9 protein-coding genes are annotated in these 21,096 nt (G+C 41.8%); 1 reads left to right on the top strand and 8 read right to left on the bottom strand.

The genetic code is table 11. The annotated features are described in order from the left end of the window. Nucleotides 1-10: 10 nt before the first annotated feature. The 6 genes from BWI44_RS17220 to BWI44_RS17195 form a co-directional block, all read right to left on the bottom strand. Nucleotides 11-2,026, bottom strand: a complete 2,016-nt coding sequence (locus tag BWI44_RS17220; protein WP_007660520.1) for a RagB/SusD family nutrient uptake outer membrane protein — start codon at nucleotides 2,024-2,026, stop codon at nucleotides 11-13. Between the two features lie 18 nt (nucleotides 2,027-2,044). After that, nucleotides 2,045-5,221, bottom strand: a complete 3,177-nt coding sequence (locus BWI44_RS17215) for a SusC/RagA family TonB-linked outer membrane protein (RefSeq protein ID WP_115503067.1) — start codon at nucleotides 5,219-5,221, stop codon at nucleotides 2,045-2,047. Between the two features lie 41 nt (nucleotides 5,222-5,262). Beyond that, nucleotides 5,263-6,966, bottom strand: coding sequence for a PL29 family lyase N-terminal domain-containing protein (locus BWI44_RS17210; RefSeq protein ID WP_115503066.1), 1,704 nt, complete (start codon nucleotides 6,964-6,966; stop codon nucleotides 5,263-5,265). A 432-nt stretch (nucleotides 6,967-7,398) separates the two neighbouring features. After that, nucleotides 7,399-9,105, bottom strand: coding sequence for a family 43 glycosylhydrolase (locus BWI44_RS17205; protein ID WP_138290988.1), 1,707 nt, complete (start codon nucleotides 9,103-9,105; stop codon nucleotides 7,399-7,401). Next, a complete protein-coding gene (locus BWI44_RS17200; RefSeq protein ID WP_195208771.1) occupies nucleotides 9,102-11,426 on the bottom strand; it encodes a glycoside hydrolase family 31 protein in 2,325 nt (774 codons plus the stop codon). Before BWI44_RS17200 ends, BWI44_RS17205 begins: the two co-directional genes overlap by 4 nt. Nucleotides 11,427-11,436: 10 nt before the next feature. Next, nucleotides 11,437-14,301, bottom strand: a complete 2,865-nt coding sequence (locus BWI44_RS17195; RefSeq protein WP_286815217.1) for a glycoside hydrolase family 3 C-terminal domain-containing protein — start codon at nucleotides 14,299-14,301, stop codon at nucleotides 11,437-11,439. 212 nt (nucleotides 14,302-14,513) lie between these two features. Here BWI44_RS17195 and BWI44_RS17190 point away from each other — a divergent pair, with 212 nt between their 5' ends. Further along, nucleotides 14,514-17,111, top strand: a complete 2,598-nt coding sequence (locus BWI44_RS17190) for a hypothetical protein (RefSeq protein WP_195208769.1) — start codon at nucleotides 14,514-14,516, stop codon at nucleotides 17,109-17,111. Between the two features lie 90 nt (nucleotides 17,112-17,201). Here BWI44_RS17190 and BWI44_RS17185 read toward each other — a convergent pair whose 3' ends face one another. Together BWI44_RS17185 and BWI44_RS17180 are read right to left on the bottom strand one after the other, a co-directional pair. Then, nucleotides 17,202-18,437, bottom strand: a complete 1,236-nt coding sequence (locus BWI44_RS17185; protein WP_021967942.1) for a glycoside hydrolase family 99 protein — start codon at nucleotides 18,435-18,437, stop codon at nucleotides 17,202-17,204. 24 nt (nucleotides 18,438-18,461) lie between these two features. Then, on the bottom strand, nucleotides 18,462-20,891 hold the full coding sequence (locus BWI44_RS17180) for a glycoside hydrolase family 95 protein (RefSeq protein WP_195208768.1): 2,430 nt from the start codon (nucleotides 20,889-20,891) through the stop codon (nucleotides 18,462-18,464). Between the last annotated feature and the right edge of the window lie 205 nt (nucleotides 20,892-21,096).

Here is a 21,096-nt window from a genome sequence, read left to right as displayed (position 1 = left end):
TAATTATTCATTAATGGCCATCATTACGAACCAGTAACGGATTCTTATTGATTTCACCACCCGGTATTTGATCGTAATAATCTTTCTTATTAAAATTCACCCTACGGCCTTCACGTTCCACTTCAGGCAAGAATATCCACATATATTTTTTATCAGGATCATCTCCCTCCTTCCAATCGGGATTGATTTCATCCAAAACCTGATAAGCCAGCAGTCCATGAGTATACACACCATCCATGAACATAATGTCGGCCACTCTCCAGCGACGAATATCGAACACACGGTGATTTTCAAAGACAAGCTCACGGGCACGTTCATCACGGATATATTGCAGGTTCTCGTCAATCGGGAAACCATAGATTTCGGAACCTATATCAGCCGGATTGGTAACCATTGCATGAGGATGGGCACCTGCACGATCACGGATTTCATTGATATGCTCAAAAGCTTCTGCCTTCAAATCATCACTACCGGTAATCAATCCCAGTTCGTAAGCTGCTTCCGCCCAGTTCAGTAAAATTTCACCATAACGGAATACTTTCCAAGGTTGAGAATTGGTAAAGAACACACGGGCATTAGTACCTTCAGCCTGTACATACTTACGAATACAAGCACCCATACGAGAATAGCCTTCATCGCCCGTACCTTCCGCCAAACCATGAATACCGTTAATCTTCACATTGGCATGACCACCGACATCTTTGCGTGTACCGGGCTGAGCAGCTCTCACACGGAACTGAGCAGTATAGTCATTTACACTTCCTTGAGTTTCGGCAGTACCATCAGCTACAGTACCCGGATAGCTAGTATAGACACCAGCCTGAAAATCAAGTTCCGTACCGGACATGCTTTCTTTCATTCCGGTAAAGTAGTAATTGGCACGACATCTAGGTTCCATTTCACCGTTGTTCCAGAGTTCAGTCACACTTTTGAAACGAATGGGGTTCCCAGTTTCCGGATCGATAATGGCAGGCATCTCATACAACCCCATGATTTCCCATGCAGGCTGAAGCGCAACGCCTACGTCACCGGAGAGTCCTACACCCTTAGGCAATACCATACAGTCCCAGCAGTGGAACAAGTTGGTATCGAACGGCGTGCTGGTGTTGGGACCATACTGTTTTACCATGATATCTTCTACCGTATTCGGATTAAGGAATACTTCCGTATAAGCTTTCTCCTTATCAGCACCTGTATGAAGTCTGAATCCAGCATCTTTCAGGAACTTACAGGCATCGTATGCATATTGGAAGAATTCCTGTGCGTGATCTGCAGTCATGCACATCAGACCAGCATTTACAGCTGGACCGGTGACAGCCAAATACTGATTGTATTTGGCAACAGACCCAGCATATAACATGGCACGTGACATCAAAGCCGCAGCTGCATAACGATTGGCACGCCCCACCTCGTCTTTGGAGGCAGTAGCATTCTCCATAGCAAACTTCAAATCTTCATAGATGAACTTCCAGCAATCATACTCAGTATTACGCGGTTGCTGAAGTTCCTCCAATGGAGCCTTTGGGTCAAGTACCTTCTCTACAATAGGCACACCGCCATAGCGTTTCACCATTCCAAAATAGTAGAATGCACGCAAGAAACGCGCCTCACCTAAATAAGAATTATAAACATCTTCCGTAAAATTGCTTTGATACTCAGGCAATTTTTCCAACATATTGTTAAGTTCACGGATACGATCATAAGGCCAATAGTCAAAGCCGCCATAAGAAGTTGCACGACCTGCCGCCTCAGCAGCACAGGATGCTGCACTAGATTTCTGAGCCTGCCACTGATTTCCACCTTTGCTTGAAGTAGCATAACCTTTCTGGTCTCCATTCTGACCATAGTTAAAATCCTCAATGGGCAGATCATGATACGCCGAAGCAAGATACTTCTTGATGCCATTGTCTGATTGAAACAGCACATTCTCGTAAACAAGCCCTTTCGGCTCCAAATCCAAATCATAACAGGAAGTTGCCGTAAGTCCCAATGCAGCTGCTACAAATATATATTTTAATGTTTTCATATTCTATTCTTTTTATCTTTAGAATTTGATGGTTGCACCAATATTAAACGTACGGTTCACAGGGTAGTTATAGAACAAAATTCCAGAATCAGCATTATTGTTCGCACCGCCCTGACGTCCCGGACGTTCCGGGTCTATATTATCCAGACCTGTAAATGTCAAGAGGTTATAGGCATTGAAATAGATACGAAGATTCTGAATTCCTGCTTTGGCTATCCAAGTTTTAGGCAATGTATAGCCAACTTCCAGCGTTTTCAAGCGCAGATAAGATGTATTCTTGATACCCGTTCCGGCATTGCTAAAACTATGACCTGTGGCCGGATAGAGACCGGATACCCACTTCGTGTTCGGATTGAATGGGTCATCACTCGGATTAACCGTATGCCAGCGATCTAGATAAATATCCAATACCGCACCACCATTGAACGGACCTACCTCTGTGAAGACCTCATCGTATGAATTGTAAACACCTGCTGCGCCTTGCCAGTTCATAGATACATCAATGCCTTTCCAATCGGCTCCCATTACAAAACCATAGTTGAATACCGGCAAGTTGTAAGATGCCATCGGATGATTGTCCTCACCATTTATGATACCATCACCGTTCCAGTCCTTGTAATAATAGTCACCAGGTAAAGTTCCCTGCCCATATCCACCACCAGTAAGGTCGTGATAGCGAATTTGTTCATAGCTGCTGAAACGTCCTCCTTCTTCATAAGAGAACCAGATATCTTTGTTACGTCCAGATACATCGCGACGCCTCCATGCATCCATAGAGTTGCTGGCCTGACTATCCAAACGATAATCCCAACGATTCTTTGTGGCAGAAATTTGTCCGCCTACCCAATAGTTCACATCACCCACACGATTCCGGTGATTCAAACTGATCTCCCAACCGAAAGTCTGGTCAGCATTTAAGTTCTCTTGAGGTAAATTTGCACCAACTGTACCCGGAACAACCGTTGAAGCTGTAGCAAGCAAACCTTCACGCTTACGCTTAAAGAATTCGACCGTACCACTCAATTTTTGATTCCAAAGGTCGAAATCTAAACCCAAATTCACCGTTTTTGAAGTATACCAAGTCTTATCTGGATTCGGAATGGCAGTTGGCTCTACACCAGTCATCAAAATGCCGTTATAAAACCAAGCGATCCTGTCTTTATTAATATTATAAGCCACCGCTGTTTCAGGATAAGTACCTGCAGCACCATCATCACCCATCTTTCCCCAAGAACCGCGAAGTTTCAAGTTGGTAAGGAAAGGGACTAACTCTTTCACAAATGGTTCTTCACTAATACGCCAACCGGCAGATACACCCGGGAAAAATCCCCATCGGCCATCTTTCGGATAGCGAGACGAACCATCTTCACGGAAAGAGAAATCTACCATATAGCGACCTTTGTAGTCATAGGTCAGTTTACCGACATAGGCCTGTCGGGTTACGTCACCTGCACCACCCATAGAACCAATCTGGCCTTCTTCTTCACCATAAATCAAGTATTCACCTACCAACTGCATGACACGTTGTGCATAGAAACTATCCCAATTGTTATACTGCTCTTCAAACAATACCATGGCACTCACATTATGATCACCGAACTTACGGGCATAATTCAAAGAGAGTTGCATTGTTGTTGCGTATCCCGGATCAGTGCTACGGCGCAAATTGCTGTCAGGATTACGTTCAAAGCTTTCCAAAGTACCATCTTCTCTCCTGTTATACAATTTATACGGACGTTTGTATTGTGTATTATTGGTAGAAGAATAATCATAGCTATAAAAAGCTTTTGCATTCAAACCCTTTACGCCTGGAATGTCGTAAGTCAATGTCAAGGAACCATTAAAGTTAACACGTTTCTCACGGCGATAACCGGTGAGATCACTATTGATAGCAGCTACAGGGTTTTCAGGTTCGCCCATTTCACTATCCCAGGCAGGATAGTTATGATCACCGTCTACATAAGCTTCTGAAGTCGGACGGTAAGTCCAAGCTTTCTTATATACGCTCCAAATATCGGTAAACGGTTGGTTCTTTTCATCCATATAACCACTAGCCTGTACAGAAGCCTTCAAACGGTTAGTAATTTTTGCATCAATATTGCTACGGAAATTCCAACGATCGTAATTCAAAGAACCACTTTTATAAGAACCTTCCTGTTTCAAATAACCGAGATTAAAGAAGTAGTTCACTTTTTCCGAACCACCGTTCACACTGATATTGTACTGTTGCTGCGGAACATTATCATCGAATAATTCTTTTGTCCAGTTCGTACTTTTCTTCTTTCCGGTACTATACTCCATCATTTGTTCCCAAGTATATTTAGCAGGAGTACGGTTAGGATAAGTATTGTCGCCGAAAGCATTATAGTATTTTTCATTGATAAGCAGCATGTGGTCTGCGGCACTTGCAGTCTGTGGCACATAAAGGAACTGTTGCCAACCATAATTAGCAGAGAACGTAATGTCGAACTTACCATTAGAAGCTTCACCACGTTTAGTAGTAACCAAAATGACACCATTAGCAGCACGCACACCATAGATAGCTGCAGAAGCATCTTTCAATACAGATACATTATCAATTTCATTGGCATCCATACGAGAGAAATAAGCCTTGTCACGAGGAACGCCATCAACCACAATCAGCGGTTCACCCATACCACGAATATCAAGGGCATTGTCAAATTCACCAGGCTGCGAACTCTTTTGGAAAATACGCACACCAGGAATCTTACCTGAAAGCATATTTACCACATTCTCATTCTTGGTAATAGCAATTTCCTTATTATTAATGGCAGAAACCGCACCTGTCAATGTAGCTTTCTTCTGTGTACCATAACCTACAACCACGACTTCGTCCAAAGCTTGACTATCTTCTTGTAGTGTAATCTTCAAAGTGGTCTTATTTGCCGTAACCACAGCATCCACATAGCCGATAAAAGATACTGTCAATTTTTCATTAGCATCGGCAGCTATCTCAAATTCACCATTAATATCGGTTATGACACCTCGAGTGGTCCCATTGACCCGAACATTAGCTCCAATGACAGTCTCACCCGTCTGATCGACCACAGTACCGCGAACGATGCGGTTCTGTGCCGACATAGGTAATGCTGTCAAGAGACATAAAAGTGCAACCATCATCGCTTTCCATGAAAGGGATGCACTTTTCTCTATATTAGATATTTGATGTTTCATATTTAGATTTTCTATTTATTAAAGAAATCCTCATTTACAGTTTATTCCGGTATTGTTGTACCTTCCGGCATCACACGACGGTTAAAGAAGAAGAAACCAAACTGATCGGCTTTGTGAAGTTTCTTCCAGCCATAAGCATACTCATAAACTGCAGCAATGGCAAAACGGAAGCCATAACCTGTATAAGTATCATTGAGCGTAATCTTACCAGTCTTTTGATCCATTGTCACGCCACCATATTTTGCAAATCCAGCTTCGTATACTTCAGGATCCTCTCTATGTGCATCATTAAAGCCACCTACAATTTCATCTCCTCCATTAACTTCCTTACCTGTAGCCGGATTCATCCATTTGCCATATGCTTCCGGTACCAAAATAGAGATACCACGGAAATACCAGTATATACCACGAGAGAATTGTGCATACTTCTTTGCAATATCATCCATTACCAGTGTGTTTCCATCGCAGAAAAGAACAGTTTCACCATCAGCTGTTTGCACCTGATAATTAGCATTAGCCCAATTCTCCAAGAAACTCTTTCCCCGGTGAGTGATTTCAGCATAGTCTTCTTCCCAATTTGTAAATGTGTTCTGAATATCAATCACCTGAGCACCTAAAGCCAAGCTCTTTGTACGTCCACCCCACTCGCCTTCATACTCTTCGTTAAATGTACTGGCAAAATCAACGTCAGCCAATTCATCGTTTATGCAAACATAAATTTTAGCCTTCACTACATCGTCAGCCAAAACATTAATCAAGAAGCCTTTACGGTCTGCATTCTCATTAAAACTGGTTCCCGGTCTTTCACTAAATGCCCATGTACCATCTTTTTTCAAACTCTTACTAAGAAGTTCCTGTTTTTCCTGCGCTTGTCCTCCTGGTTGTTTGCCACTACTTGCAACTACAAATTCTGCATTAGCTGGAAGCTCACTGAACAAATCTTTGAAATTAAGAGCAACCAAAAGATCAGAACCTTTAATTGTCATTTCCTTAAAACCATCCGCAAGATCTTGGGGACTATAATCCGCTTTAATCGTAACACCTCCTAAATCTTCGGCTATGGAAGAAAAGTCATCAGACACTTTCACAGTAAAGTAATTAGAGCCAATAATCGTTCCTTTTAAATTCAACTGAAGAGATACAGCATAAGTTTTTCCAGCTTCCGCTTCACCAAGAGCCTTAATAGGTACTTTTATGAAATCACCTTCCAATGTCACATCTCCGCTCACTTTAAACTGTTCACCATCAGCTGCACGAGTAAGCACATGAGATTCAGCAATTGTAAATTCGGCACCATCCAAGCTTTTGAGAGCCGGTCTTGCCAAGAAATTCACTGTGGTAGCAGTATTACCGATCTCTACAATACCATCTATTGTCTCCGGACTATAAATCAAAGAATTTACCAAAGAACCTAATGGAAGGATATATTCTTCACCTTCTATTGTAATGATAGCCTCCGTATCAGTAACTACTATAGAGATATTTCCTCCACCCGGCTTAATTACAATCTTTTGCCCATCACTCAACGTTAATGTATACGTACCATTACTTTCATCTACCTTCGTAATGCTCGCACCAGTCATCAAAGCTTTACTTAATTGAGTTTTGATGTCATCAATTGCTACTTCAATTACTGACACTCTTGACTTCAGATCATCAACATCATCATTGTCACATGAAACAAAAGTTCCTGTTGAAAGAACCACTGCTCCCAAAAGGAGCGCATTAAAAAATCGTTTGTTCATAATAATTAAATTAAAAGTTGGTAAATATATAAGTTAGGTCACTAAAAACCTTTATCTTTCTATTGTCATAAGGTAGATTATCCACAGGTGGATGCTTTACGTATACTTGTGCATTTTTCATATTTATTAATTTAGTGTTTTAAAATTCTATGAGGGCAAAAGTATGGTACGAACGTTAAAATAGTCCTTAAAAAGACATTAATCGAAGTAGTTTTTTCAAAGAAAAACAAGGGTTTCAGAGCATTTTAACTCTTTCACATTAAAGAATCATATATAAATGGATTAATCGAAGAAAAATAGACCTCAGATAAAGGTTATTCTTGGATTATGTATTATAATTAAGCCTTTCATAAAAACGAAACTTGTGGCTATATAACCCATAAATCAGTTATATAACCACAAGCTTTAATTAAAGATTTCTGTATTGATCAGTTATTTGCCTACACCATTCTCATTAAAAGCACTCATTGAGAAGTAATATTCAGAATCCCTATTGAAATAACGAGCCTCATATTGATTTTCGTAAACCACCATAGAGTGAGTCAATTTCTCTTTTTGTGTTCCCCAACGTAAAATATACCCTGTTACATTTTCCTGCGGATTCCATGTAAAACGGTAGATACGTTTATCATTATTATCACGTGAAGCCTGGAATCCTGTAACTTCGGCAGGCACCTTACCACCACCTTGACCAAAGACGCGCAAATCGAACAGAGAAAAACTACCTTCCATATCTTTAGTGTTACAGATTTTCAGATATTGCACTTTCGCAGGAACATTCAAAGTATGCAGTTTATGAGGAGCATCCTGCAGATTCTTTTCTTCATCCACCAGCCGAGTCCAGTCTTTGCCATTTGTAGAACCTTCTATATAATATTGATAAACCACAGGATCATGGGGCGCATGTACATTGAAATTATAATCTGCGAAATTCACCTGAATAGCATTCACTTCCATTGTTTTTCCAAGATCAATTTGCAGCCATTCACCGGCATTGCCTGTTTGAGCAGCCCACCAGGTTTCCACTTGTTCATCATTAGCCAATTCCGGTTCATAGCCTTCAAGGTATGAAGACGAGGATATTTTTTTCTTATATGAAAGCAAGTTCCATCCCATACTAATATCTTCCTTTTCAAAATCGACCTTCCGATCAGGAATCCAGAAAGGATAATCCGCAAAAGTTGTCAACGCATACATGCCATATTTCTCAGAAACAACAACCGGGAATAAACCTAAACGGCGTTCAAACCAATGACGAACAGAAAGAGTCATAGATGCCACATGCCAGTAATTACCATATTTATCTTTGAATGTATGTCCATGACCAGCACCACCGATGAAACCTCCGGGCTTAAAAGAGAATGGATTGTCTTCCACATATTCAAACGGACCTAACGGATTATCACCAACATAATTTCCATCACCATAAATACGGTATTGAGTACCAGGAGCCGCATATTGCAAATAATAGCGACCATTATGTTTCAGTACACACGGACCTTCATTCCAACCTTGACGTGGTTCTTCATTGTTCTTACCAGGAACTTCCCAACCATATTTATCACAATTATGTTGAATCAAAGCTTTAGGCTCCCCAATAGCTCGGAAGCCATCTTTTGGATCCACCTCTACTCCCATTATCGGATCCACATCCGAACATCCCCAATAAAAATACACCCTTTCATCATCATCTTTAAAGAATGCCGGATCATGTTGAGGATACTCAAACTTTGTATCTACTTCTTCCCAAGTGTCCTTTTCAGGATGAGCGTTTTTATAAATACGGGTGTTTCCACTAGATGCCGTAAAATAAAGAGTATCACCATAAACAAGGATGGTCGGAGCATAATCTTCCATTGTTGGAATGGTTGTACAAGGGATATATTCCCATTTTGCCAAGTCTTCAGAGCGCCAGTATCCACCGGATTTAGAGGCAAACATATAATAGTATCCTTTAAAATATTCCAGTACAGGATCAGCCGCTTCACGCCGTGACTCATCATTAGGTTGGAAACGATAGTTCAGATCAATAGGATTGGTTACAATTCTATCATTCTTAACCGAAACTTGCTCGGAAGTACAACTACTTATCAGTCCTGAGACTAAAGCTATACTCACTAATTTCGCTAATTTTTTCATGGCAGTTTTATATTTATTTTTTTCCCTTGGTATTCCACATTTACAGTATATGACTCATTATCCAACCCTAATCCGTCTTGTCCATTTACAAGAACAATATGAAATTTACGTTCTTGTAACATACCATTATAGCTACCTTGACGAGGATGGATAGTCAGTTTTCGCTCCTTATCATTCCACGTCATACGGATAGTGGAGTATTTACCTTTTTCATAATTATAATTATCATCCTCATCTTCATACAAAGTAAATTCTCCATCAGCTCCCGGATAAATACGAAGCTGTAAATCGTCCCATGGTTTCTCTGTTGCAAACTGAACAGCAGGACCAACAGGAATGATAGCACCAGCTTTCACATACAATGGAATAATATCAACAGGTGTTTCACGGGTGATTTTACGTCCACCATTTTGAACTTCTCCAGTCCAGAAATCAATCCACTGGGTTCCTGCCGGCAAATATAAAGAGCGACTTCTGGTCTCGCTGGTAACCGGAGCTACTAATATAGATTTTCCGAAAAGATATTCATCACCCAAATCCAGCACATTCTTATCTTCAGGGAAATCTGAGAATAAAGCACGCATCAAGCTTCCACCTTCAGAAGTAATCTTCCATGAAGTTGAATAAATATAAGGCAACAGGCGATAACGGAGATTGATCATTTTCTCTTGTGCATCGAAAGCCCAATATCCACGTTCACCAAACATGAAGATTTCACGAGGCGTGTTTGTACCATGCGAACGCATCATTCCAGTAAAAGTAGCAAATTGCATCCAGCGTACATACAATTCATGGAATGCCGGATCCTTTACACCTTCCGGAAATTTGTTGGCAGAGAAGAAACCACCAATATCCGAGTTCCAATAAGGAATACCTGTCAAAGAGATATTTAGTGCTGCAGGTATCTGATTACGTAGCACTCCCCAATCAGAAACCACATCACCCGACCACGCTTGTGCAGCATAACGTTGTTGACCGGCAAAAGCAGAACGAGTCAGAATGAAAACACGCTTATCAGAAGTTTCCTGTCTTTGATGATCATATACACCTCCCACGCTCACAATCGGAAAAGCATTACGAACTTTGCGGAAAGAACCCAGATAAGTCTGAAAGTCCAAATCACCCTCTTTTATCGGACCATGTTCCGGTTCGGTTGCATCCAGCCACCAGCCATCCATTCCGATGCTGAACATATTCTTATTCATATATTTCCAGTAGATATCTCTTGCTACCGGATCATAGGTATCATATACTTTCACTCCATTATTCTGTGGAAAAGTCTCATGCACCATCAACTTATTCTGTGATTTCAATTCTGCATAAATCCCGGTTTCCGGACCAAAAGAAGGCCATACTGAAATAATAGCATGAGCATTCAAACAATGTACTTCTTCCATCATCTTTTTAGGATCAGAGAACTTCGGATTACGGAACTCAACTACATTCCAGTCTTTATGATCCTCACCCCAGTAACGCCAGTCCTGAATGATACCATCCAAGGGAATTTTTAAATCACGATACTTCCTGACCACGCCTACCAACTCATCCTGACTAACATAGCGTTCTCTTGATTGCCAAAAGCCATAAGTCCAAAGTGGGAACATAGGAGCTTGTCCGGTTAGTTCACGCAATCCAGCCACAACTCCATCCGCTCCACCACCATAAACAAAGTAATAATCACACAAATCACCCACTGCCGAATCAAAGGTCATACCCTCTGCATTATCAGTGAAAGTTGTGGGAGAATAATTATCCCAGAATAAAGCATAACCTTTGATAGAATGAACCAAAGGAATACAGATTTCCGTATTGGCTTGCTGCAAAAATAAAGTTTGGTTACGCTGGTTCATCCGCCCCTGCTGGTGTTGTCCCAAACCATAAATAGCCTCATCACTATCCAACACGAAAGTCTGGCGAACCTGATAGGTAGAATTTCCCGCATCATTGAATGGAGTAAAACCAATAGAAGAAGGCTTCTCAGCTAACAAGACCTTACCATCTTTATCAGTAAAACGAACTTGTTTTTGGGCAATATCCATAATTGCTACTAATTCGGAAGTAGCAAGAATCACTTCACCTTTTGTCTCTTGCAATTTGTATTTTACCTTTTCTGGTTGCATAGTGACAGACAATGATTGCTTATCAGGTGTCTTTCCGACTGGATATTTCTTCACGCGGATGATAGAAGAAGAGAAACATTCCAACTCCATACAAGTCGTTCCGGTCTCTACTTTTACCCCATTTGGAGTACGCAGAACAGATTGCCCCCATGACGGGACAATCTGTACACAGATACATAAGAATACTAATAGTTTTCTCATAGTATCAAAATTATATAGATAACACTTTATATTTGGTAGTAAATATAACTGGATCCGTATTCTCCTTATCTACACTGAAAGGTATCAGTTTCTCTTCTCCCGGAGCTAACTCATAATGAACGTTATTGCCTACTTTCTTACCTCCGACATACATTTCAATTTTTCCTGTATCCATCAAAGTTCCATTGTTTTTGACAGACACCCAAATAGTTTTCTGATTCTTTACCAAGTTTTCTTCCACTTTGAATAAAGTCAAACCGAAATCTGCAGCAAATTCATGAGTATATTCAAGCATACCGGACAAACCTTTTTTGGAATCTGCATAACCCACACTATCCTTAATACGGTCTTTGGCCACATACTGAGGACTTACACCTCCAACTAAGATTTTGAAAGCACCTTTCTCTACAACCCGGTCCATATGATCGTTCAACAGTGATAGTTCATAAGGTGTCAGTTCAAAAGAAACTGTTTTCGCTTCACCTGGTTTCAGATGAATACGGGTAAAGTCTTTCAATTCTGTAATACGTGTCTTCACACTGGCATACATATCCGTTACATACAGTTGTACCACCTCATCACCGGCCCGTTGACCTATGTTCTTCACAGTAGCCTGCACTGTAATATTACCATTTTCTTTTTCCTGTATTTTCAGACCAGAATATTCAAATGAAGTATAACTCAAACCATATCCGAAATAGTAAAGAGGATAATATTCCATATCCGAATATTCATAACGACGACCAGAAGTTTTAAAGTTATAATAAAGAGGGAGCTGACCTACGTGACGTGGAAAAGTCATCGGTAAACGACCGGCAGGATTATAATCACCAAACAGCACATCTGCTGTTGCCGGGCCACCTTCTTGTCCCGGCAACCAATTCACAAGGATAGCCTTACACAACTCTGACGCCTTAGACAGATTATAAGGGCGCCCCGCCTGAAGAATCAATATAACAGGTTTTCCAGTTGCACAAACAGCTTCCAATAATTCCTGTTGTTTACCTGGCAAAATCAAGGTTGCATAATCATGGTTCTCACCGGATGTTTTATATACATCTGTCGTAGCCTCACTGGTTGAACAATCTCCCAAAACCAATAGCACCACATCTGATTGTGAAGCTACTTTTACCGCCTTTGCAATATTGTTTTCACCCAAGCTTGTAAAATCACAACCTTGCTCATAAATCACTTTTGTCTGTTTTCCTACCGCTTGTTTGATACCAGTCAACACAGATTTCAACTGACCAGGCTGAAGTTTAGGAGTGTAATCACCAGGCTGAAGATCATCTGCACCGGGACCTAACACAGCAATCGTACGCATGTCTTTAGACAGAGGTAAAATATTATCCTTATTTTCTAACAGTACAATAGATTCACGAGCAGCCTGACGTGCCATTTCTTTATGACTATCCGAATTCCACCCCGGATAAATCTTATTCCAGTCCAACGGCTTGTTTGGTGCTTTTTCAAACAGTTCATTGCAGAACATCATACGCAACATTGTGCGGCACACCTCATCAAGATTCTCCATATTGATACGTCCATCCTTTGCGGCCTGTATCACCTCCTTATCATTATAAGTATCACCACAGTTTGTAGCAATACCGGCAGCCAAAGCCTGGTTAGCAGCTTCTATTTTATCTTTAGCCGTATAATGCTTACGGGCAGTCAAGTTACCTATAGCACCACAGTCGCTAACGATAAAGCCGCTGAATCCCCATTCCTCACGCAAAATATTATGTAGTAATTCTCTACTTTTAGCTACCGGAACACCAAGGAAATCCGAATAAGCCATCATCAAAGATTGGCAATCATAGTTACGAATCACATGACGGAACGGAACCAAATGTACTTCGCGCATTTCACGTTCAGACAATCCTATATCATGAGAATCGCGTCCTCCCAACGGAGCACCATGACCACCAAAATGTTTCGGAGTAGTATACAACCCCATAGACTGGTAGCCTTTAATCCAAGCTCCACCAATTTGCGATACCAAAACCGGATCCTCTCCAAATGTTTCCTCACAACGTCCCCAACGGGCATCCTGAGCTACATCCAGTACCGGAGACCATGCCTGCATAGTACCTGCCGAAAGAGTTTCATCGCCAACTGCCATTGCCACTTCTTCTGTCAACTTCTTATTCCAAGTTGCCCCCATTGCAAGAGCCTGGGGAAAGATAGTAGCTCCACTACCATATGAGAAGCCATGTACAGCTTCCACCTTTGTAATGGGCGGTACATACAAATGAGGAATACCGGGAATGCCCCAGCCCTCACGTATCAGTTCCATTTTATCTTCCGGCGTCATCACAGACAACAGGCTTTCTACACGTTCTTCCACCGGAAGCGTAGGGTCCATATAGCGTAGCGAAGTCTTTTCTCCTTTCCGATCTTTCAATTCCTTATCAGCCAGAAGAACAGATACCTCCTTTACCATAAAAGGTTTAACACGATCACCTCCCTTAAAAGCCAACCGGACATGTGCCCCATATTTAGGTGAAAACTTCAACCGCATCTCTTTAGCGCTACCCTGTACCTGATAATCGACAGGCACTCCCAGATTCATAGGATCATATGTAACAAAGATATTCATCAGTTGCTTTAAATCCTCTTTAGAAACACCTTGCATCTGAACCCCAAGCTCACATACATCACCAGGAGTCTGGATAGTAAACATCAACCATTGGTCTGCTTTCAAGTCCTGACCACTAACTTCCCACATTGTCTTTTGATCCTTATCAAAAGCTAACGAAGCTTTTTCTACATTAGTTGATGCTGAAACGGACAAAATATCACTTGGCTGCTGAGCCATTAGAAAAGAGCAGGATAATATTCCTGCAAATAAGAATAAATGCCTTTTTAAGTTCATATTATCAGATTTTAATCTATTTTTATGCAAAGTAAACAGCAACCGCTTAATAAAATGATAAAACAATAATTAATGAAACATTAAAATCCACTTAATGAATCACTTTTGCAGGAAAAGCGAAGCCTGCTGTAATAATTGCATAAATAAGTAATCGGTTTTCACCAAAAAACACTACTTTTGTACGAGCTAATACTTCATTAAGGACATACAAAATGAAAAAGACACAATCTATTATCTTTCTTCTGTTGATGTGTATGCGTTCAGTCGCTCAGCTTCCTGAATATGGTTTGCATATCCAATCCTACCCGCTTCAGAATTCTGAGTTTACCAGTATGGTATTAGAAGATGGAAAGCCCATAGAGACTAAAGGAGACAAAATTACCCTGAGTTTTAACCTCTGGGTGAGACCCGATAATGTATTCGGAACCGTATTCCGCATCATTACTGAAAACAATAAGAATATCGATCTGATGTACAGTGTCAGCGAAAACGACAGACGCTTCCCAATTCTGGTCACTGGAGATGCAGTACACCCCATTCAAAAAGAAGTGAGGCGTGAAACTTGGACTTCAGCCAGCCTGACCCTCGATGTTAAAGAGGGAAATATTACCGTATTATATGATAGTACGGAAATCAATGTGAATTATACCGACCTGAAGGGTACGCAGAAACTACGCTTTGCTTTCGGCTATTGTCCCTATGAGGGCTTCTCTTTAGCCGATGTGGCTTCCGTTAATTTAAGAGATATCAGTATCAAGCGCGGATTACAGGAGATACGTTTGTGGAAAATGGCGCGCCATAATAAGGAAGTCTGTTATGACGAGATTTCCCACAGTCCGGCTTCCGGCAAGAATACCCGTTGGATTATAGACCAGTATATCACCTGGAAGAAGATTCATTCACAGCAATTCAAATCTTCTCCCTCTGTAGCATTCGATCCTACTGTCGGAACTTTCTACATAGCTAACAATAAACAAAAGCTGTATGTTTTCCATACGGATGAAAGGATAACTGACACCATTCAGGTAAAAGGCGGTGAGTTTGTAGCCAACTATCCCAACCAGTTGATATATCTACCAGAGCAACATCAGTTGTTATCCTACAACCTGAATGAGAATCTATATTCATTCTTTGATCCTGCTTCACAAAGTTGGAAAGGAACACAGGCAGCCGTACAGGAACATGACTATTGGAATAATACACTCGTTTATAATCCGGCCAATTCTTCATTGATCAGCTTCGGTGGATATGGACATTATCATTATAATAACAAGCTATTAATCTGCTATCCTTATGAGGATACCCCGCAGCGTCACCTCAATCTGACGAATATTCATCCCAGATACTCTTCCAGTTCTGTCATAGTTGACAGCACACTTTATATCTTTGGAGGACGCGGTTGCCCATCCGGACGGCAAGAATTATCTCCCCGCAACTATTATGATTTGTATGCTGTCAACCTTTTGACCCAGCAAGCCAATAAGCTATGGGAATTCACTCAGATTCCGGACGGAGGAGATTTTCAACCCAGTGAAAACATGGTTTATGATACTGAAAAAAAATGTTTTTACTTCTTCAGTACCCAGCAAGGTGGTACGTTGATGAAAATTGATACTCAAACACCACATTTTGAGCTCATGTCATTGCCTATAGGACTGAAATTAGAGGCTCAGTATATGTATACCAACATATACTATTCACCAAAACAAAAGAAGTTATATACAGTGATTCACCAAGCTGAAGTAAGCGGAAAAGCTGATATAGGCATCTATGAACTGAATTTCCCTCCGATTCCCATTTCATCCTTTAAGCAGCCTGATGTGGTTGCAGACAATACCAGTCAAAACGATCAGCCATCTATATGGCTGTACATTATAGTCGGAATACTGGTTATTGCCGGAATGGGAGTCTTCTATTATAGAAAGAAAAAGGCTGAAATAAACCGGGTCAAGACCACCGCCGAGAACAACAAGAAAACGGAAACAAACAGCCTCCAATCAGAAACAGCGAATGGCTCTCTAATCAATGATATATCTGAGATAAAAATAGAAATGCCTATACACACAGAGACAACGACATTCCACAATTATGATTTCTCCAAGGGATGTGTTTGTTTCTTTGGTGGCTTCCATGTTGTGGACAAAGAAGGCAATGACATTACAGCCTTATTTACTCCAACCCTTAAGGCTTTATTGATATTGCTTATACTCTATACCGGAAGAGACTCCAAAGGAATCATTGGTCATAAACTAATCCAGCTATTATGGTATGACAAGACGGATGAATCTGCCAAGAATAACCGTAATGTATATATGAGTAAACTACGCGGTTTATTGGAAAAAGTAGGCGATATCAAAATATTGAATCAAAATGGCTTCTGGAGCATACAGTTTGAAGAAGGGACTATTTGCGACTATCTGGAAGCACTTCATTTATATAAAGAGAATAATAGTCAGAACTTAGAGAAGCTGCTTGAGTTATTGCTACGTGGTATGATGTTACCTAATATGGAAACCGATTGGATCGATACGTTCAAAAACGATTTTTCAAATAGCACTATCGATCTGCTTTGCAGATTACTGAAACGGGAAGACCTCTCGGAGACGTTAAAGCTAAAAATTGCAGATACACTATTCCAACATGACTACATCAACGAGGAAGCTCTTTGTGTAAAATGCCGCATTCTTTGTCAGCAAGGCAAGAAAGGGCTTGCCAAGACTGTCTATGATGCTTTTTGCAAAGAATATGCTGCTTCGCTGGGAACAGAATACAAGTTCTCCTTAATGGAAATTATCGACGAGCAAAACTGAAACAAATAGATACTCCAAAAGAAAAACGTCTGACCTGGATACTCCCAAGTCAGACGTTTCTTATGTTATATATCCAGATTCTACTTTGACTTATTTACGTTCCGGTTGTTTCATTTCCAACGGTTTTTCTTTACGCAACATTTTACCGGCCTGACCTACCAACCATAAATAATGGTCACTTCCGATCCCTTCTTCAATGGGCACAAATGTACTGGCACCAACAGGAACTTTTTTAGCACACTTAAAGATAGCTGTACCTTCGTCTATTTCATCAAACATGGCTACATAAATCATTTCGGCCCCTTCCTTGATAGCACCGGATAACTGTTTCCAAAGGAACGAACCTTTATTGCGCGGTATTTGCACACTATTCTCATGACCTTTCATATTACGCCAGGAGAAGCCCGGAAAAGCCAGAGGAGCATAGTCTACTTTATTTTTCTTAGCCCAGGCAATATCATCTTTAATCAGTTTCTGATAACGGGGATATGAATTCTCATTATAACGTCCCACGAACCACGGCATCACAACATCACACCGTTTTATCAATTCATGCAAGCGAGGGTCCGACTCGGTATCACCATTCAGTTCACGCCAATGCGTGGGTACTCCCAACATTACACTAAACCCCTGTGATTTCAAACCATTAATAATCTTTTCTGCTTCGTTCAGACCATAACGGCGACGGTCATTGAACCCTACACCCCAGATTGTAACCAGTGGTTTCCCGTTATGATACAGATAGGACGGGTTCTTAGCATGATCCTTTAAAGCATGGCGCTGAGCTATGTCGACAATATCCTTTAGCAGGACCTCTTCATCGCCAGGGCGCATACCACTCAAATCATACATCACGCAAATGGCGCGTTCATACTTATTAGCAGCCTTCATTGCTGAGTTCAGTACTACGTTGAAGTGATTCAATCCGCTCTTATTGCGAATCTCGCCTACAAAGCGTTGCATGAAAACTCCATCCAGCCCGTACTCTTTCATCCATCTGAAGTGAGTATCCACCGTAGATTCATCATGCGAAGAGAAAGTATAGGCCGGAGTTCCATCGGCAAACTTGAACTCCGTCTTATACAGTTTTTTATATTCCGATACTTCGGGCCAAAAATCAATCGTACAAGAACCGGGGCGAAAACCGTCGTGCCCGGTATAGTGATACCAACCACGGCCGGCACCGTCGTCAGGGGCATTGAACCACCCCTGATAACCGGCCATCACCAATCCTTTATACGAATTATACTGCTTGCCAGCAGCTTGTGCTGTAACACCTATTGAAAACAGCATACATACAATAAACCAATTTATTCTTTTTACCATAACCTATTTTATCTAATCACTTTTTTAAAACGCTCTTTGCAATGTGTACTTTTCTCCCGGTCGGGTCTGTATATCATACTCGTATATCCTGTACAGGATGGGGTACTGTGCCTTTAGGCCCTCTGCCACCAGGGGCTCCTTGATATCTCCACGTTTCATCAACGGGTTCGGGTTCTCACCTTTAGCTTCTTTCAAGCCGGCACCTTCCAGCGGTACATACGAACGTATACGCAGGTTTCCACCGATGCGTGAAGTTACAGTAGCCATCGTCAGTTCACCGCCATCCCAGTCTATATCAACTTCGAAAGCACCACGTGCCATCAGACCTTTCACACTGCCTTTGCTCCATGCCGTGGGCAGGGCAGGCAACAGGTGAAGAGCTTCATCATGGCTTTGAAGCAACATTTCGGCCACGCCCGCCGTGAAACCGAAGTTTCCGTCAATCTGGAAAGGCGGATGTGCATCGAACATATTCGGATAAGTGCGTCCGTCAGGATTACCCTTCTCCACCAGCTTCAGCATATTTTTGATAATTGTATACGCATGATCTCCATCGAGTAGGCGTGCCCAAAGATTAATTTTCCAACCGATAGACCATCCCGTAGCCATATCACCCCGATAGAGGAGCGAACGCTTAGCGGCTTGGAAAAGCTGCGGATGGGCATAAGGAGAAATCTGATTACTTGGGTAAAGCCCGTACAGATGAGAGACGTGACGGTGATCATTATTCGGATCATCGACATCGGCAAGCCATTCCTGCAACTGATTATGTTTACCTATCTGCATAGGAGGCAAGCGCTTGATCATGCCTTGCAGGCTATCGCAATACGATGTATGATCGGGATATAACAACTTCGTGGCGGACAGTACGGAAGTCAAAGCATCCAATACTATCTGAGTATCCATGGTACATCCAGCGGTCAACATGGTTCCTGTTCCCGGAGGACCTTGCTCGGGAGACATAGACGGTGCACAAACCATCCAACCGTACTTAGGATGCTCTACCAGGAAATCGAGGAAGAAATCAGCTGCCCCTTTCAAAGCCGGATAGGCAGTCTGTAGGAAAGCCTGATCTCCTGTATAGAGATAATGTTGCCACAAGTGCTGACTGAGCCACGCACCGCCCAAAGGCCAAACATACGAAGCACCATCCACCGGACCGGCCATGCGCCACAGGTCCGTATTATGATGCACCGTCCAACCCCGGCAATCATACAAAGTACGCGCAGTGCCTTGTGCCGACTCGGACAGTTCTTTCACCATCTGGAAAAGAGGTTGATGCATTTCGGGCAGATTAGTTACTTCTGCCGGCCAGTAGTTCATTTCCGTATTGATATTGATAGTATATTTTCCATCCCACGGAGCCAGCAATTCATGATTCCAAATGCCTTGCAAACCTGCAGGCTGCCCACCGGGTTGTGAAGAAGAGATAAGCAAATAACGTCCGAACTGGAACATCAGGGCTACCAATCCCAGGTCTTTTCCCTCGTTAAAGTGCTTAATGCGGTAGGAAGTTTCTTCTTTGCTGGAAGCACCTACATTCAGCGAGACACGTCCGAACAGCTTTTGATAAGCTTCCTCATGAGCTGCAAGGGCTTGTGCATAGGGGCGTTTCATGGCCTGCGACAAGAACTCTGTTGCACGGCGGGTTTCATTGGCACTTACGTCTTTATAATTGACAAAGTTAGTAGCAGCTGTTACATAGATCACTGCTGCGTCTGCTCCTTTCACTTCGATACAGTCGTTGGTGACGTTGACTTTGCCTTTCTCGGCCTTTATCTGCGTACGGGTTTCAAAGCGGATGGCACCCGGAATGCCTTCGTGTGCAGAGCCATGTCCGGACAGCAGCAAGCTTTTACCGTTCTTTTTTATTTCGTATTCTTTGTACGGAGTGCTATATCGAGTGATAAAATTGACTGCTCCCGGTTTGTCGGCTTCGATACGCACAATCAGAGCATTATCTGCCAAGGATGTAAACACGGTACGAGTATAGTTTACTTCACCTATTTTATAACGTACAGAGGCTATCGCTTTCTCCAAATCCAGTTCCCTGCGATAATCGGAATAGTCAGCATGTCCTTCAAATTCCAGCATTAAACTGCCAATGGTTTGGAACGGCATACCATGTTGTCCGGTAAAAAAGTTATCGGCAATCACTTTTTCAGCTTCCTTCTCACGTCCGGAAAAAAGCAACTCCCTGACCGTAGGCAATACGCCGAGTGCCTTCGGACTATCGTTCCGGTGCGGACTACCACCCCAGACGGTCTCTTCATTCAGCTGTATTTGCTCGTTAACTACTCCGCCATAGACCATGGCGCCTAAACGCGAATTACCCAGAGGTAATGCTTCAGTCCATACTTTAGCCGGTTGCTTATACCACAGTTTCAGATCGTCAGCTTTGACCATCATGCAACAAGCACACAGCAGGCACAGACTTATTAAACGGTTTTTCATGATTCTTAAAATTTACATTTTCCAAATGCAAAGAAAAGCGTATCTCATTAATAAATTCGATGAAAATGCATTAATATCGACTTAAAATTATATTAATGCATATCGGATGATGGAATTTACTCAAAATCGTACAAAAATGAACTAAATGCAATAGCTAACTCCGTTCTTAGGCATTCCTATGCTTTTTCCCTTCCAACGGTTAGCC

Source organism: Bacteroides sp. Phil13 (assembly GCF_001940965.1).
Lineage (GTDB): Bacteria > Bacteroidota > Bacteroidia > Bacteroidales > Bacteroidaceae > Bacteroides > Bacteroides intestinalis.
This window is presented reverse-complemented; position numbering and strand designations above follow the sequence as displayed.